The organism is Microcoleus sp. D3_18_C2 (genome assembly GCF_036702395.1).
Lineage (GTDB): Bacteria > Cyanobacteriota > Cyanobacteriia > Cyanobacteriales > Microcoleaceae > Microcoleus.
On the sequence record NZ_JAUBTG010000020.1, the window covers coordinates 91,008 to 105,259 of the forward strand.

The 14,252-nt window shown below is 44.6% G+C and carries 13 protein-coding genes and 1 riboswitch; of the genes, 8 read left to right on the forward strand and 5 right to left on the reverse strand.

Features of this window, described 5'->3' with window-relative positions; genetic code table 11:
- Positions 1-75 precede the first annotated feature (75 nt).
- Together QUA88_RS14745 and QUA88_RS14750 are read left to right on the forward strand one after the other, a co-directional pair.
- Complete coding sequence (locus QUA88_RS14745) at positions 76-720, forward strand: hypothetical protein (RefSeq protein WP_190661578.1); 645 nt, start codon at positions 76-78, stop codon at positions 718-720.
- Between the two features lie 20 nt (positions 721-740).
- Positions 741-1,490: a pentapeptide repeat-containing protein gene (locus QUA88_RS14750; RefSeq protein ID WP_333055181.1), complete on the forward strand. Its 750-nt coding sequence runs from the start codon at positions 741-743 to the stop codon at positions 1,488-1,490.
- 385 nt (positions 1,491-1,875) lie between these two features.
- On the opposite strand, the gene QUA88_RS14755 is transcribed toward QUA88_RS14750, so the two are convergent.
- Positions 1,876-2,403, reverse strand: coding sequence for a hypothetical protein (locus QUA88_RS14755; RefSeq protein WP_333055182.1), 528 nt, complete (start codon positions 2,401-2,403; stop codon positions 1,876-1,878).
- A 669-nt stretch (positions 2,404-3,072) separates the two neighbouring features.
- On the opposite strand from QUA88_RS14755, the gene pyrE reads away from it, so the two are divergent.
- Positions 3,073-3,645 (forward strand): orotate phosphoribosyltransferase, encoded by a 573-nt coding sequence (gene pyrE, locus QUA88_RS14760; protein ID WP_333055183.1) that lies wholly within the window; start codon positions 3,073-3,075, stop codon positions 3,643-3,645.
- 204 nt (positions 3,646-3,849) lie between these two features.
- On the opposite strand, the gene QUA88_RS14765 is transcribed toward pyrE, so the two are convergent.
- Positions 3,850-4,713: an SHOCT domain-containing protein gene (locus QUA88_RS14765; protein ID WP_333055184.1), complete on the reverse strand. Its 864-nt coding sequence runs from the start codon at positions 4,711-4,713 to the stop codon at positions 3,850-3,852.
- Between the two features lie 166 nt (positions 4,714-4,879).
- Here QUA88_RS14765 and QUA88_RS14770 point away from each other — a divergent pair, with 166 nt between their 5' ends.
- The 3 genes from QUA88_RS14770 to QUA88_RS14780 all read left to right on the forward strand — a co-directional run bounded on the left by QUA88_RS14770 (position 4,880) and on the right by QUA88_RS14780 (position 7,476).
- A complete protein-coding gene (locus QUA88_RS14770; RefSeq protein ID WP_333055186.1) occupies positions 4,880-5,239 on the forward strand; it encodes a helix-turn-helix transcriptional regulator in 360 nt (119 codons plus the stop codon).
- Between the two features lie 147 nt (positions 5,240-5,386).
- Positions 5,387-6,673 carry a DNA (cytosine-5-)-methyltransferase gene (gene dcm, locus QUA88_RS14775; RefSeq protein WP_333272364.1) on the forward strand — a complete coding sequence of 429 codons (1,287 nt, stop codon included), beginning with the start codon at positions 5,387-5,389 and terminating at the stop codon, positions 6,671-6,673.
- Positions 6,674-7,023: 350 nt separating this feature from the next.
- The gene (locus QUA88_RS14780; protein ID WP_333211593.1) at positions 7,024-7,476 is read left to right on the forward strand and encodes a hypothetical protein; all 453 of its coding nucleotides are present in this window, start codon (positions 7,024-7,026) and stop codon (positions 7,474-7,476) included.
- A 552-nt stretch (positions 7,477-8,028) separates the two neighbouring features.
- Here the strand turns inward: QUA88_RS14780 and thiC are convergent.
- A complete protein-coding gene (gene thiC / locus QUA88_RS14785; protein ID WP_333055192.1) occupies positions 8,029-9,402 on the reverse strand; it encodes a phosphomethylpyrimidine synthase ThiC in 1,374 nt (457 codons plus the stop codon).
- Between the two features lie 7 nt (positions 9,403-9,409).
- A riboswitch (TPP riboswitch) is annotated at positions 9,410-9,506 on the reverse strand.
- Positions 9,507-9,630: 124 nt separating this feature from the next.
- On the opposite strand from thiC, the gene QUA88_RS14790 reads away from it, so the two are divergent.
- Positions 9,631-10,767 carry a DUF262 domain-containing protein gene (locus QUA88_RS14790; protein ID WP_333055193.1) on the forward strand — a complete coding sequence of 379 codons (1,137 nt, stop codon included), beginning with the start codon at positions 9,631-9,633 and terminating at the stop codon, positions 10,765-10,767.
- Positions 10,768-10,839: 72 nt separating this feature from the next.
- A complete protein-coding gene (locus QUA88_RS14795; RefSeq protein ID WP_333272367.1) occupies positions 10,840-11,001 on the forward strand; it encodes a hypothetical protein in 162 nt (53 codons plus the stop codon).
- Here the strand turns inward: QUA88_RS14795 and QUA88_RS14800 are convergent.
- Together QUA88_RS14800 and QUA88_RS14805 are read right to left on the reverse strand one after the other, a co-directional pair.
- Positions 10,969-11,529: a Uma2 family endonuclease gene (locus QUA88_RS14800; protein ID WP_333055194.1), complete on the reverse strand. Its 561-nt coding sequence runs from the start codon at positions 11,527-11,529 to the stop codon at positions 10,969-10,971. The genes QUA88_RS14795 and QUA88_RS14800 overlap by 33 nt on opposite strands.
- A 320-nt stretch (positions 11,530-11,849) precedes the next feature.
- Positions 11,850-14,039 (reverse strand): tetratricopeptide repeat protein, encoded by a 2,190-nt coding sequence (locus QUA88_RS14805; protein ID WP_333272370.1) that lies wholly within the window; start codon positions 14,037-14,039, stop codon positions 11,850-11,852.
- Positions 14,040-14,252: the final 213 nt, after the last annotated feature.

The following is a 14,252-nucleotide window of genomic DNA, read 5'->3' on the forward strand; positions in this document are numbered from 1 at the left end:
GTTGTTGACAAAAAAAGGTAAACTCAGATATTGCACAGATAAGTGTTGGAACTCGATCGACGGAGATAGAAACTTTTGGGTATAGAGCTACGCAGCTACGTATTTCTAGACAACTTGCAGCCACAGCACGCAGCATACATCGGCACAGTCGCCGCCGGATTCTTGCCGCTGCCGGGGGATGCGTCGCTGTGGATAGAAATCTCGCCCGGTATCGAAATTAACCGAATTACCGATGTCGCCCTCAAATCTGCCTCCGTGCGCCCGGGAGTGCAGATAGTCGAACGCTTGTACGGCCTTCTGGAAGTACACTCGAGTCAGCAGGGGGAAACGCGGGCCGCAGGCAAAGCAATTCTAGAATTCATCGGACTCCGCAGAGAAGAAGGTATCAAACCGCGAGTGATTTCCAGTCAAATTATTCGCAATATTGACCCCCACCAAACACAATTAATTAACCGCACCCGCCGCGGACAGTTGCTGCTGGCGGGACAAACGCTTTACGTCTTAGAAGTAGAACCGGCGGCCTATGCAGCGCTGGCGGCCAATGAAGCAGAAAAAGGCGCATCTATTAACATCTTAGAGGTTCAGGCTGTAGGCAGTTTCGGACGGCTTTACCTCGGCGGCGCAGAACGAGATATTATAGCAGGTTCCCAGGCAGCAATTGCGGCGGTGGAAAACGTGACGGGTCGAGAAAATCCAGCAATTGTTGGTCGCAAGGAATAGCCGTTAAAGGAGATGTAATTATGGCAAATACACAGCATTTAGCGCTGTTAAAAAAAGGTGCAGTTAGTTGGATTGAATGGAGAAGTCTCAACCCAAATATAGAGCCGGATCTCAGCGAAGCTAACCTCGCCGAAGCAAATCTCAGAGGTGCGTATCTTTGGCGCTCGAACCTTTTTAAAACAGATTTGTTTAAGGCTAAATTAATTGCGGCAAACCTCGCAGAATCTAATTTTAGTTTAGCAAATCTTGCAGGAGCGCAACTGCTGGAAGCTAATTTAATTAAAGCTAATTTAACTGGAACCAACCTCCAAGCGGCTGACTTCAGAGGATCTGATTTGAGCGGTGCTAATTTAATTGGGGCGGACATTAGCGGTGCCAATCTCCAACAAACCGATTTTGGAGAGGCGAATTTAATCGGTGCGGTGATGTTTCGAGTTAATGCGATGGGCGCGAACCTCAACTGTGCTAATCTCAGTCAAGCCAATCTGACTCAAGCCGAATTGATTGAAGCACATTGCTATGCAGCCAATTTCTCTAAAGCTAACCTCGCGGAAGCTCACTTCACAGCAGCATATCTTTTCCGGGCAAATCTCTGTTTTGCACAGTTGAGCGCGGCAGATTTCCGGTGGGCAAACCTCGGCAAAGCTGATTTGAGAGGGGCTAATTTGACCGGGGCAAATCTCCGGGGAGCGAACTTGGCGGGAGCGAATTTGGGGGAAGCTATTTTGAAAGGAACAATCATGCCTGACGGCAGCATTGTTTCATCATAAGTCTGAGCAACGGAGGACACGGCATTGCCGTTTCCCTACCCCAAAATAATCGATGGCGCTCGCGAGAGATGTAACTATCGCCCGATTAATTGCAGGAAACGGCATTGCCCATTGGTGTCAACAAACACGTTAAACCGATATTCCGACAGGGGTTGAAACCCCTGCCTCAAAGCTGAAGTCCTCTAAAAGAGGACTAAGGAATTATTCAGTCCTCTTTGAGAGGACTTTCGCTATTAGACAGGGAATTCATTCCCTGGCGGACTGCCGGGTAGGCGGGAGGACTAGCGGACGAAAAGCTTAATTTGACACGCCTGGGGCATTGCCGTGTCCTGACTGTGGGTAATATTAATTCGGATGCAACCGGAAACTTATACCGAACTGGCAGTTAATTTCTACCAGGGGGCGATACTTGATAAAGTCCTCTAACGGGCCCTTGATCGGTCGGTGAATTTTGCTGCTGCGTTGGAAGTGTAAACTGATCTTGGAGTCCGCCGGGAGTAGGGAAACAGCCGCTTGGTTGAGGTCCTAGCTGACAAGCTGCAGGCAGTGCCATGATTGAGGCATCGAAGGGATTGACGGCATCTGGGACGCGGAGAATCGGGTCGCTGGAAACTTGCCGCTGCATGACTCGTCGGTAAAGGCCGCTGAGGCGACTAGCATCCCGCTCGATTTCTTTTTCGGGAAAGGCAACGACGCCGCTGGGGGAACCGATGCCTAAATAGTCGCCCAAGTAACCTTGCAAGCTGACGTTGTGGTAAAAGTCTCCTGAAGCTTCAAAGTATTGTCGGTTGAAGTCGTCGGCAATCGGGTGAAATCGCTCTGTTTGTGCTTGAGCTGGTTTGACGTATGCCATTGCGGCAGAGGCGACAGCGAGAATCAACGCGCCGCTTAGGCTTTTTAATTTTTGACTCATATATTTGGGCCTCCTTAATTAATTCCGATTCCAATTTGACACTCCCTGACCTAAAGGACAGGGATTCTTAATTCAGCGACTGACCTTAAAATGTTGCGTCCTTTCGGCAATCCTTAAACTTTTCAACCGTGCAATTGCACCAATTGACGAGCTTAACTCACAACCACCCCAGAGGGTCTATCTCCAAAAGCGTACTAGGATACGAACCTAGAGTTCGGGTGTGCCCCACCCTACTTGATTGAAACAAATTATTGATTTTCTGGTGCGTGAGAATGCGTTGATTCCCTAGCTCTGTTTTACAAGGTTTTCGCTACCCTTCTTTTTGCTTTTAAAAAGCTTTCAGGTTCGAGGGTGCCGACTAAAAGCCGCTTCACAACCGCCCACCTTGGGAATTACAACCATGTCTATTCTATCAAAAAGCCGTCAAGCGATTTTAGATTTTAGATTTTAGATTTTAGAATTGAAGCATTGACCCCACGGATAAATACGTTCGGCAAGTTTCATCGGAGACAGGTTTTTTATTTCTGGGTCCTGAGTTGGCGCGTTGGAATGAATCCGGGGGCTTTTATCCTGGATGCCTTCGGTCAAGCGAAAGACGGGATTTTCAACCCAATTTTTTGATAAACTGATTATCGGCGGATTATTTGTGTTTTTTACAGGGTGTGAGTTATGGATGCTGCGGATTTAAAGGTGTTGCGCGATCGACTTCTAGATTTGTTGTGCGAGTTTGCCTATCGCGAAGGCGATTTTATGCTGTCTTCGGGGCAGAAAAGTTCTTATTACATTAACTGCAAACCTGTGACGCTGCACGCTGAAGGTGCTTTGGCAACGGGACGTTTGTTGTTGTCGATGCTGTCGTCGGATGTGGAAGCTGTGGGCGGTTTGACTTTGGGTGCTGACCCGATTGTAACTGCAGTAAGCGTGGTTTCGGCTCTGGAAGGTCGATCGATTCCGGCGCTAATTGTCAGAAAAGAGACAAAGGGACACGGGACAATGGCTTATATTGAGGGGCCGCTGTTACCAGAGGGCACGAATGTGGCGGTTTTGGAGGATGTTGTGACGACGGGTAAGTCGGCGATGCAGGCGGTGGAAAGGTTGCGGGCGGCTGGTTATAAGGTCGATCGCGTGTTGTCGCTGATTGACAGGGAGCAAGGTGGAGGGGAATTATATCGCGAGGCGGGATTGGATTTTCAAGCCATTTTTACCATTCAGGATCTGCAAAAGTGGCGATCCCGCAGTTAGTTATAGGAATCGCCCAGGCAGTAAAGAGATCGTAACAACAGTAGGATGGCCACTGCTAAGCTAACACACATCTAAATTGTCCTTTTGGAGCATGAACTTCTTGCCGTAAGGGGTCTGGGGTAAAAAACTTTCATGCCCAATAGCTTATCATTTCATCCAATGAAATATCTTACTGTCGCAGCGCCCACCCTACAAGAATTTGTCCTAGGAAAGCAATTCCGCCTTCTTTTTAGCAAATTCTTCATTCGTGATAATGCCAGCATTTCTGGCATTTTCAAGTTGTTTTAGCTTTTCAGAGAAGGCGATTTCTTTCTGAATTTCTGCTATTTTGGCATCAAACTCTTGCTGACTTAAAATTCCCGATGCTAAAGCTGCTCTTAGTTGAGAAGTTTTAGTATCTAATTCAGCGTGTGACGATTGTGCTATCAACTCAGCTTTTTTTGTCTCATATTCAGTTTCAGTTAAAATCCCGGCGTCAAGAGCCTTTTTCAACTTGAGTAGTTTTTCATTAAGTTCCGCATTCTTCTTTTTGTCATTAGACTGATTTTCAATTTCCAATTTCTTGGCTTGATAAGCCACTTCATCAATAAATCCTTGGTCAAAAGCATCTTTGAGTTGTTTCAGCTTTTCTCCTACAGATTCTTCAGCTTTCAAAACAGTAATTTCTCGTTCTGATTTTACCCTTTCACCAAAAATAGTCTTCTGATCGATAAAACTCCATAGATCTGATTCAATCTTTTTTGACCAACTAGCAGCTAATCCACTAACGATAACACTGGTGCCTCCTGTAAGCAATGCGGCTACACCACCAGCCGTTAAATTTGATGCCCACTCTCCTGTTCCTACTTCAACATAAAAATCATTAGGCTGTCCCTGAATAAGAATATTGAAAGCTCTAGATGCTCCAACTACTTTTCTCCATCCTTCCGTTTTTTGAGCTTGTACAGCCCATGCTCCTTCAGTTTTATTGGATTGTACTTCATATCCCTGGTCGGTAAACCATGACTTAATATCTTTACTTAAAGTATCCAAATCAGAGTTTTTGTCTCGATAATTCTTCTTAGTCATTATTACTGATCCTCTTTAAGTTTTCTAGTTCGTACACAACTCTACCAACGAGAGCAAACTCAGAAATGCTGTCAAGTACACGATAATCGTGAGCTTACATATTTAGAGTATAGAGCATAATTCAGAAAAAATATAGGATTTATTATCATTTACACGATTTTCTGATATGGCGTTTTCCCTTGGTAAGCGTCTCAAGGCTATCCGTGAATCACTAGGTTTGACCCAAGAGCAGGTGATTGAACAGCTAGAGATTCGCTATAACGTAACCATGAGTCAGCAAGCCCTGTCTTGTATCGAACACGGGAAGCGCAAAGTAGACGCGGAGAGGGAACTACCTGCATTTGCCTCTGTGTATGGCAAGCCAATTGATTATTTCTACGAAACTTTAGAGTTGCCCGCTGCACCCGCCGCTGCAACTACACCCAAGCAACGGTCTATCGTCACCGTTGATATGGAAGCCCTCACCCACCGCGATAAACTACAACTAGCAGCAGAACTGATTCACAACGTCTTGCAAGAAACTTAGCGGCAAGAGAATAAGTGGAACCGTGGGGTAGGATGGGTGGAGCGAAGCGAAACCCAACTCTTTGTTAACAGTTAACTGTAGTAAAAACTTAGAACTTTGGTAATGGGTCTCCCGAAGCGCTCCACCCATCCGACTTAAAGTAAGGCTATGCCAAAAATCCGTTTTATTGACTTATTCTCAGGAATAGGCGGCATGAGATTAGCGTTTGAATCCGCCGCTCGTTCTTTGAATCTGCAAACAGAATGCGTATTAAGCAGCGAAATCAACCCCGACGCTCAATTAGTTTACCATAAAAACTTTGCCGACACACCTTTAGGCGACATCCGATTAATTGACAAACTCCCTGAACATGAAATTTTACTAGCGGGATTTCCTTGTCAGTCTTTCTCCTATGCGGGCAAAAAAGAGGGCTTTGGAGACACCAGAGGCACCCTATTTTTTGAGATTGCAAGGTTAATTGATACCTTTAAACCTCAAGCATTTATTTTCGAGAACGTGCGGGGGCTTGTCAGCCACGACGGCGGCAGAACCCTCGAAACTATTAAGGGCGAAATCAAAAGCCGAGGTTACAGCTTCGATTATTTCTTGCTTAACAGCTCTAACTTTAGCTTACCTCAGAACCGTGTCCGAGTTTACCTAGTAGGAATTTTAAATGCTTCGCCCCAATTTAAGCTAATTACCGACGTAGGCCCAAAAGATTCGCATTCCTCTAGTCATCAACAGCTATCGTTATTTTCCCCGTTAAGTCAACCTGTCACAGTTGCAGATATTTTGGAAGACAATCCAGATCCAAAATATGATTGTTCGCCAGAATTTGTTAATGCCTTGAAACAAATAGTTAACAATGATTTCAGCCGACTGCACGGTAGGCGGCTAATTGACTATCGCGGTGGCAATTCGATTCATTCTTGGGAACTGGGTTTGCGAGGCGAGTGCAGTTTAGACGAAATTGAATTAATGAATCTTTTTATCTTGAAAAGGCGCAATAAAGAATTTGGAGCTGACCAAGATGGCAAGCTATTAACTAAAGAGCAAATAGCTACTTTTTTTGCTCATCCCAATCTCGATGAAATTCTGGAGTCCTTGGTAACAAAAAAGTACCTGCAACGGAACAACAATCAATACAAACCTGTATCCGGTAACTTTTCCTTTGAAGTCTATAAATTTCTCGATCTGCATAAAATTTTTGTAACAATTGTTGCCAGTGATGCTAATAGATTAGGAGTTTACTATCATAACCGAGTTCGCAGGATTACTCCCCGCGAGGCGGCGCGGTTACAAGGTTTTTCCGATAGTTTTATTCTGCATCCTAATGATGATAAAGCTTATCATCAACTGGGTAATAGTGTAAGTATTAATGTAGTTAAAGCTGTTGCTCTAGAAGTTATCCAGAATGTTTTGTGCTCTACCAAACAAAAAGTTAGCGCCTGGTAAATTGGGAAGGGTGGGCGGAGTGTTTCCGCCCACCCGATCAACTAGCTTTGCGCTACAGGTTCCTTAGCCAAAAAATTATCTAATTCCGCCAAAGCATCGGCATCAAGGTTAGATCGGTGTTTTATGGGGTGGGATTAGAAACTATGTCTGCTCTAATTTTATCAAAATCAGCTCCGGCACTTGCAGGATAAGGGAAAATAAAGTTTTCGGTGCTAAACAAGCGCAAGCTTTCAGGTTCAGAATCTATACCAATCGGCTGATTTTAGCAGAGGGAAATTATAACCTGAGTGAGATATTAACTAGAGAAGATTGTTTTAATATATTAGATGACGACGCAAGGAGAAGCAGTAATGATCTTACCTGCATCTATTAAAAGAAAATGGAAACTACTGGCAACAGCCTTTATTTGTCCTCTGACACTAATTGGTGTTGGCATTCAGCCACAACCCATTCAAGCACAACAAAATCCATCGAAGACTAATGTTGCTGCTTTGCCAGATGGTATTTACCTCTACGGAGATTCGCCACAGCCCAACCAAGTTCTTCAAAACTATATCGTGTTTCAACGCCAGGACGATCGCGTCGTTGGTGCAATCTACGCGCCGCGATCGGACTTTGCGTGCTTCACTGGTAAAATTGAGGGAAATACATTGTACGGGAAGGCAATCTCAGCCGGAAAAGTTCAAACAATTGAAGTCAATACTCAGCTAACAAATCTGCATTCTATTCGCACAATTAGCTCAAACGATCGCCGCATTCTTTCAATGTGCCAAGATACAGCGCAAGTTAACATACCCAGGTAAATCTTTTACCAAGAAATTGGGTCTAAAGCCCCGTCATAAGCTTGACGGCTTTAATTAATTATCAACTTTTGTTAATTGTTTTCTTGAACTTTTTTGCATTGTGTTCATTGTAGAGTACAATAACTAGACTACAGGTTGAATAACCGCCGATACACATGAGACACCACGCTCAAACGACTGGTCGGAAAACAATAATGGTTGGTGGGTGGCGAAAACCACGAAAAACATAGCTGGGCTAACTAATGTAAGCCAAAATCAGAGACTAAACTTTTTATTTCTAAAATGTACTGTGGGGCACACAGAAACAAGAGAAGCAATTCTCGAAAGCTTGGGGAGACAAACCCTCGCGAGGCTATCTAAATTAAGCTCGATATTTGGTTCTTTTGAACGGATACCAGGTTTAAACACTGCCGCAAGGATAGATAGTTTTAAGGTATGTCGCAGAACCAAGAATCCCCTCGCCTTCAGGCAGGGGAGTGTCAACTAGCTAAAATGGTGCATGAGGCTGGCGGTGCGTTACACGGCGTTAACGCACCCTACGAATTAATCCAATTAGCTTTGGGCTACAGGTTCCTTAGCCAAAAACTTCTCTAATTCTGTCAAAGCATCCGCATCAACCTTAGTCTGCATCGGACAGAACTTAGGCCCGCACATCGAACAGAATTCAGCAGTTTTGTAGATATCAGCCGGCAAAGTTTCGTCGTGATATTCCTTTGCCCGTTCTGGATCTAATGACAGCTCAAATTGACGGTTCCAATCGAAATTGTAACGCGCTTTCGAGAGTTCATCATCGCGATCGCGCGCACCCGGACGGCCCCGTGCAATATCTGCAGCGTGAGCCGCGATTTTGTAAGCAATCAGCCCGTTTCGGACATCCTCAGCATTCGGCAATCCTAAGTGTTCCTTCGGCGTCACGTAACACAGCATTGCAGTACCGTACCAACCAGCCATCGCCGCCCCAATTGCTGAGGTAATGTGGTCGTATCCAGGCGCAATATCTGTTACCAACGGCCCCAAAACATAGAATGGTGCTTCGGAACATTCCTCCATTTGTTTCTTGACATTAAACTCAATTTGATCCATCGGAACGTGGCCCGGGCCTTCCACCATTACCTGCACGTCATGTTCCCAAGCTTTGCGAGTTAATTGTCCCAAAGTTTTGAGTTCAGCTAATTGAGCTTCATCCGACGCATCGTGAGTGCAACCTGGGCGCAGAGAATCTCCCAAACTAAACGAAACATCGTATTTTTTGAAGATTTCAATGATGTCGTTAAAGTGAGTGTAGAGGGGATTTTGTTTGTGGTGATGCAGCATCCACCGCGCCAAAATGCCGCCGCCACGAGAGACAATCCCAGTCAACCGATTTTTTACCAAGGGCAAATGCTCAATCAAAATTCCGGCGTGAATTGTTTGGTAATCAACACCTTGTTGAGCGTGTTTGTCAATGATGTGAAGAAAGTCATTTGGCGTCAGACTTTCCATATTACCATGAACGCTTTCTAGTGCTTGGTAAATTGGTACAGTACCGATCGGCACTGGTGAAGCTTTGATAATCGTGGTGCGAATTTCATCCAAATTCCCGCCGCCGGTGGACAAGTCCATCACGGTATCAGCGCCGTATTTCACTGCTAATTTAAGCTTGTCAACTTCTTCTTCCATATTGGAAGAGTTGGGAGATGCACCGATATTAGCATTGACTTTGCACTTGGAGGCAATGCCGATCGCCATCGGTTCCAAATTCGGGTGATTGATATTAGCGGGAATAATCATCCGTCCCCGCGCTACTTCCGCGCGGATCAGTTCTGGCGGGAGATTCTCTCGCTTAGCCACAAAGTGCATTTCCTCAGTAATTACACCTTGGCGGGCGTAGTGCATTTGAGATACATTGGTGTGCCCCTGACGCTTAGCGATCCATTCGGTACGCATATTTAATTTCCTTGATAAACAGCTTCCCTCCGCTGGTATTACCCAGACTCAGGTTCTAAGGGTGTTTTCTCAGCCCTGATATTCGGGCACCCCTAGCTAAGCTGTTGATTGTATCACCGATTTCTGTGCGCCACGGCAGCAACTAAGGAAATCTTAATATTGAGAGATAGATGAGGGGAGCGATCGGTCTATAATATCTAATAACTCAGGCAGAAAGGAAGCTACAAGATGAATACATTTGAGTCAAACAGTGAGCCATCTTCCCCCAACGATCTAGGGGATGAGGAACAGGAAAACGATATTCAGGATAGCGGGGAAGATGATAGCGCGGAAGATGAGGAGGACATTATTCCCTCCAGATTCTCCCTAGCAGTTGATCGAAGAGATTTTGATGTAGAGGGTCTAGTTAGACGCCTGGAAAGCGAAGACGTATTTATTCCCGACTTCCAGCGTGCTTATGTCTGGAAACCAAAACAAGCATCGCGTTTTATAGAATCACTCTTGCTTGGTCTTCCAGTTCCCGGCATCTTTCTAGCAAGAGAGCGAGATACAAAAAAACTGCTGGTGATTGATGGTCAGCAAAGATTACGTAGCCTTTTATATTTCTACAAAGGCAAGTTTCCTAACAGTCGGCAGTCGTTTGCTCTGAAAGGGGTTCATACAGAATTTGAGAGAGAGACATATAAATCACTGAAAGACCCATACAGACGCCAATTAGATGACTCGCTTGTATCCGCTACAATTGTCGAGCCACTTTCTCAAGGCGAGGACAGTAGTATTTATTATATCTTTGAAAGGCTAAATACCGGAGGTACTATCCTTAAACCGCAGGAAATTCGTGCTTGCATCTATCACGGCGAACTCAATAATTTGCTAGGGCAACTCAATCAAAACCCAGCGTGGCGTGACATATTTGGTCTCCCAGATAAAAACGGGAAAGATCGAGAACTTATTTTGCGATTCCTGGCTTTTTACTTCGAGGGCAACGATTATAAGCCTTCTCTAAAAGAATTTCTAAATCAATACATGAGGCAAAATAGACACCTTGCCCGCCAATCGGAAGAACAAATAATAAACGCATTTATCCCAACGATTGAAGCGATCCATAAAGGTCTTGGTAACAAAGCTTTTAAACCTCAAAAAATATTGATACCTACTTACTTTGAAGCTGTAATGGTCGTTATTGCCCGCAGGTTAGAACAAGGCAAAATTAATAATCTTGAACAACTGGGAGAACGCTATAAATCACTTATAGAAGATGAGAATTTCAGTGGAGTCGCTCAAAAAATACGTAATCTTACTAGCGCCGATAATGTTAGGGATAGGTTAAAATTTGCGTCCAATTATTTAGGAGATTTGGAATAGTAAGTGTTGCAGAAAAGTAGCGTTAATTATGATTATAGATTCCTGTGTTTCAGCTCTAACCTCTCGCTATAAATGAGCCACAAATTCTCTATAAGTGCAAGACAGCAGTTGATTGCCCACCTAATAGAACTTGCGCTGATTTGGGCTGTTAAATATATTGTAAGGCAAGATAGCAGTATGTTTGCGAGTGGCGCGATCGCCCTAACCCAATATAAAATCAACGCTCACTTCTAAATCGGGAAAAGCCAGCGGCGCAACTTGTTGACCGCGCCAAAACTTGAGCATTAAACTATAACCGTTCGGGCAGGGCTGACGGTAAACTTCTAAACAATTTTCAACTAAATCTACTAGCCAAACTTCTTGAATGAGCGATCGCGCGTAAATCGATACTTTCACATCTCTGTCATAATCAACCGTACTATCTGAAACCTCAACTAACAGCAAAACTTCAGACGGTACTGGATGGGCTGTGGCGTAGTAATCAGCGCGAGGTTGCAACAATACAACATCCGGTTGAGGTTCAGTGCGCTCAGTCAACTGGATAGGGTCTTGGACACCCAGAGTGGCCCGATCTTCTGGAATGAGGCTGAAGCGCCTGGTGAGACGCTTAACACAACTTGCATGACGAGTACCAATTGCAGCCATTTTAACAATCTCTCCTTCAATCAATTCCACCCGATCGCCCTCCGAGAGAATACCAGCCTCAGTCATCAAATGATATTCTTTTACTGTAAATAACCGTTTTTGAAGCTGAACAGACATATAACTATTCTCCTTGTTTGCAGCTTACCTAAATTTACCATAAAAAAAAACCGCCCCAAACGCAGCGGAAAAAAAACGAAAAATTTAGATGACAATCCTTAGACAAAAAGCATTTAAATGCCCGCTATCAAGTCTCGTTAAATACTCGTCAACAACGGGAGGGATGCACCTATAAATTTTGAACAACCGGATTGGGACTGAATTTAATAGTCGTGGACGCATAAATACCAAAGAAACCGGGTTTTTACCAGTTTTAAAGGTCGGGATGCAGTATTTTCGCAAAAAACCCGGTTTCTGACCACCCGTGCATCCAGGACTATTTAAGTCTCTTTTTCACCCGATTCATTTCCGTGTGTATCCTGTTTTAATTCCGATACAATTGCGCCTCGATCGCGCCAAGCTTCCGCATTGTCAGGTTTGATGGCAATAGCTCGATCGTAAGCTGCCATTGCTTCCTCATAGCGCTTTAATGCTGACAAAGCTGTGCCCAAGTGATGCCAAGCATCGTAGGAGTCTGGCTTAATAGCAATCGCTTTCTCATAAGCTGCGATCGCTTCTTCAGGGCGCTGCAATTTTGCCAAAGATTCGCCTTTGCCAAACCAAGCTTCGTAGCACTCGGAATTAAGGGTAATTGCTGATTCGTAAGAGGCAATTGCTGCTTCGTGCTGCGACAGTTTCTCGAAAGCTACGCCTCGGTTGTGCCACACTTCAAAATCCTGCGGTTTAAGGGCGATTGCTTTGTCGTAGGATTCGATCGATTCTTGATATCGTTGCAATTTTCCGAGCACAGCCGCTCTATTGTACCAAACTTCGTATTTGTCTGGCCGGATGCCGATCGCCCGATCGTAAGAATCAATAGCATCGCTGTAGCGGAGTAGTCTCCACAGCATATTGCCTCGATTGTACCAAGTTTCGTATCTGTTGGGATTGAGTTCAAGAGCGCGATCGTAAGAATCAACTGCGGCTGCGTACTGCTGTACTTTGGCCAGCATCGCGCCTCGGTTGTGCCAAATTTCGCTGTCGGTTGCTTTGATAGCCAGGGCGCGATCGTAACTGGCGATCGCTTCTTCGTAATGCTGCAATTGACCCAACAAAGCCCCTATGCTGTGCCAACAAGCGTATTTTCTGGATTCGCTCAAACTTGCTCGCTCGTAACAGGCGATCGCCTCTTCGTACTTCTGCAATTTTCCTAGCAAATGCGCTTTATTATACCATGCTTCGTAGTTATCCGGTTTAATAGATATTGATTGGTCGTAACAGGCGAGTGCTTCTTCCGGGCGCTGCAATTTTATTAACACATTTCCGCGCCAATACCAAGCCTCATGCAAAAATTTATTCGCTAAAACAGCTTTTTCCAAACAGACTAATGCTTCATCATAATTGCCTTGAAAATAAAGCCCTTCGGCTTGCTTGATATAATCGTCAGCAATCAAATTTTCATTGCTAGCCGGCGCTGTTTGCGAATTTTGGGAATTGTTTAAAGCCGGTTGATGTGCGACTTTGAGAGCTTCTTTGGCAACAACTGCGGGAACTTGGGCAATTTCTTGAACAATTTGAGATTTTTTATCGTCAACTTCTCTCAGCAAAACTTGCAGGTGCATAATAAATTGAGATTTGAGAGTCTCAATTTGCTCCACGGAAGATTTGGAAAGTTCAGTTTCTCTAGTTAAAAAATCAAGGGATTGTTTAGCTGCACCCATTTGCGCGGCTAATTCATCCCTCAACTTTTGATTCAATTGGCTAGAATTTATGAGTTCTGATTCCAATACACCAATACCCTGCAATCGTTTATTGGCATCAGCCACCAACTGTTTGATTATCAGCCGTCGCATCATCCAAAAAAATGCAATTGTCACCGGTGGAAATACAGTACCAAGAATTAGTAAAATATTGAGCAGAGTTATGGTAGTATTAAAACCATATCCAGATTCAGATTCAGAACTACCACTAGACGGGGAGATAAAAGCGAAAACCTCGCGAACTTGAGGATTGCTTTCAGCCCCGGTTTCGATTAATTTAGCTAGCCAGGTTTCTTGTAAAGATTTTGTTAGTTCATCGCCGGATGCAGCCGGAGGATTCGCCTTGGTTTTTGCACTAGCAGATACATCCGGTTGAGCGGCAGCTACGAGCAAACCTGTCGGCGATTTTACAGCAATTCGCGGGGAAAATTGTTCGTGAGCGATCGTCTCAGGCTCGCTAATTGACTCAGCCCGACGGGATACAGTAATATTTGGGGAAAATTGTTCGTGGGCGATCGTCTCAGGCTCGCTAATTGACTCAGCCGGACGCGATTCAGTATTATTTACGGCATCAACAAAGTTGCTAGCCTGCGGTGTCTCAGGAGAAATAGGATGTGCAGCAGGATTGGCGCTAGTATTAGCAGTTAAATTGTGGGATGCGAGGGCAGCCAGAGTCAAGAGAGCTAGATTAGAGACGCGCATAAACGTCAACTCATTTACATTTAGGAGAAATTGGTGCTGGGTTGTCAGCGATCGGGCGATCGACCTCATACTCTCAGCAGTTAGAATAGCTGACTAGAGGAATGCTGACTTACTATCTCCAAAATACGCGCGCAGCCTGACTTTTCAGGAAAAGTGCCAATAATTCTGGCTGTGGAACTTTTGTCCAAAAATATATTCTCGCGCCTAACGGGACTTAAACATAAAATACGATAAAAATAGGTTATAATGCTTACATAGCAAGCATATAACGTTAAAAAATGA

What these genes read in the sequence shown, in the direction of transcription:
- QUA88_RS14750 (WP_333055181.1), top strand. Translation starts at nt 741, where the DNA reads ATGGCAAATACACAGCATTTAGCGCTGTTAAAAAAAGGTGCAGTTAGT.
- QUA88_RS14755 (WP_333055182.1), bottom strand. Translation starts at nt 2,403, where the DNA reads ATGAGTCAAAAATTAAAAAGCCTAAGCGGCGCGTTGATTCTCGCTGTC.
- pyrE (WP_333055183.1), top strand. Translation starts at nt 3,073, where the DNA reads ATGGATGCTGCGGATTTAAAGGTGTTGCGCGATCGACTTCTAGATTTG.
- QUA88_RS14765 (WP_333055184.1), bottom strand. Translation starts at nt 4,713, where the DNA reads ATGACTAAGAAGAATTATCGAGACAAAAACTCTGATTTGGATACTTTA.
- QUA88_RS14770 (WP_333055186.1), top strand. Translation starts at nt 4,880, where the DNA reads ATGGCGTTTTCCCTTGGTAAGCGTCTCAAGGCTATCCGTGAATCACTA.
- dcm (WP_333272364.1), top strand. Translation starts at nt 5,387, where the DNA reads ATGCCAAAAATCCGTTTTATTGACTTATTCTCAGGAATAGGCGGCATG.
- QUA88_RS14780 (WP_333211593.1), top strand. Translation starts at nt 7,024, where the DNA reads ATGATCTTACCTGCATCTATTAAAAGAAAATGGAAACTACTGGCAACA.
- thiC (WP_333055192.1), bottom strand. Translation starts at nt 9,402, where the DNA reads ATGCGTACCGAATGGATCGCTAAGCGTCAGGGGCACACCAATGTATCT.
- QUA88_RS14790 (WP_333055193.1), top strand. Translation starts at nt 9,631, where the DNA reads ATGAATACATTTGAGTCAAACAGTGAGCCATCTTCCCCCAACGATCTA.
- QUA88_RS14795 (WP_333272367.1), top strand. Translation starts at nt 10,840, where the DNA reads ATGAGCCACAAATTCTCTATAAGTGCAAGACAGCAGTTGATTGCCCAC.
- QUA88_RS14800 (WP_333055194.1), bottom strand. Translation starts at nt 11,529, where the DNA reads ATGTCTGTTCAGCTTCAAAAACGGTTATTTACAGTAAAAGAATATCAT.
- QUA88_RS14805 (WP_333272370.1), bottom strand. Translation starts at nt 14,039, where the DNA reads ATGAGGTCGATCGCCCGATCGCTGACAACCCAGCACCAATTTCTCCTA.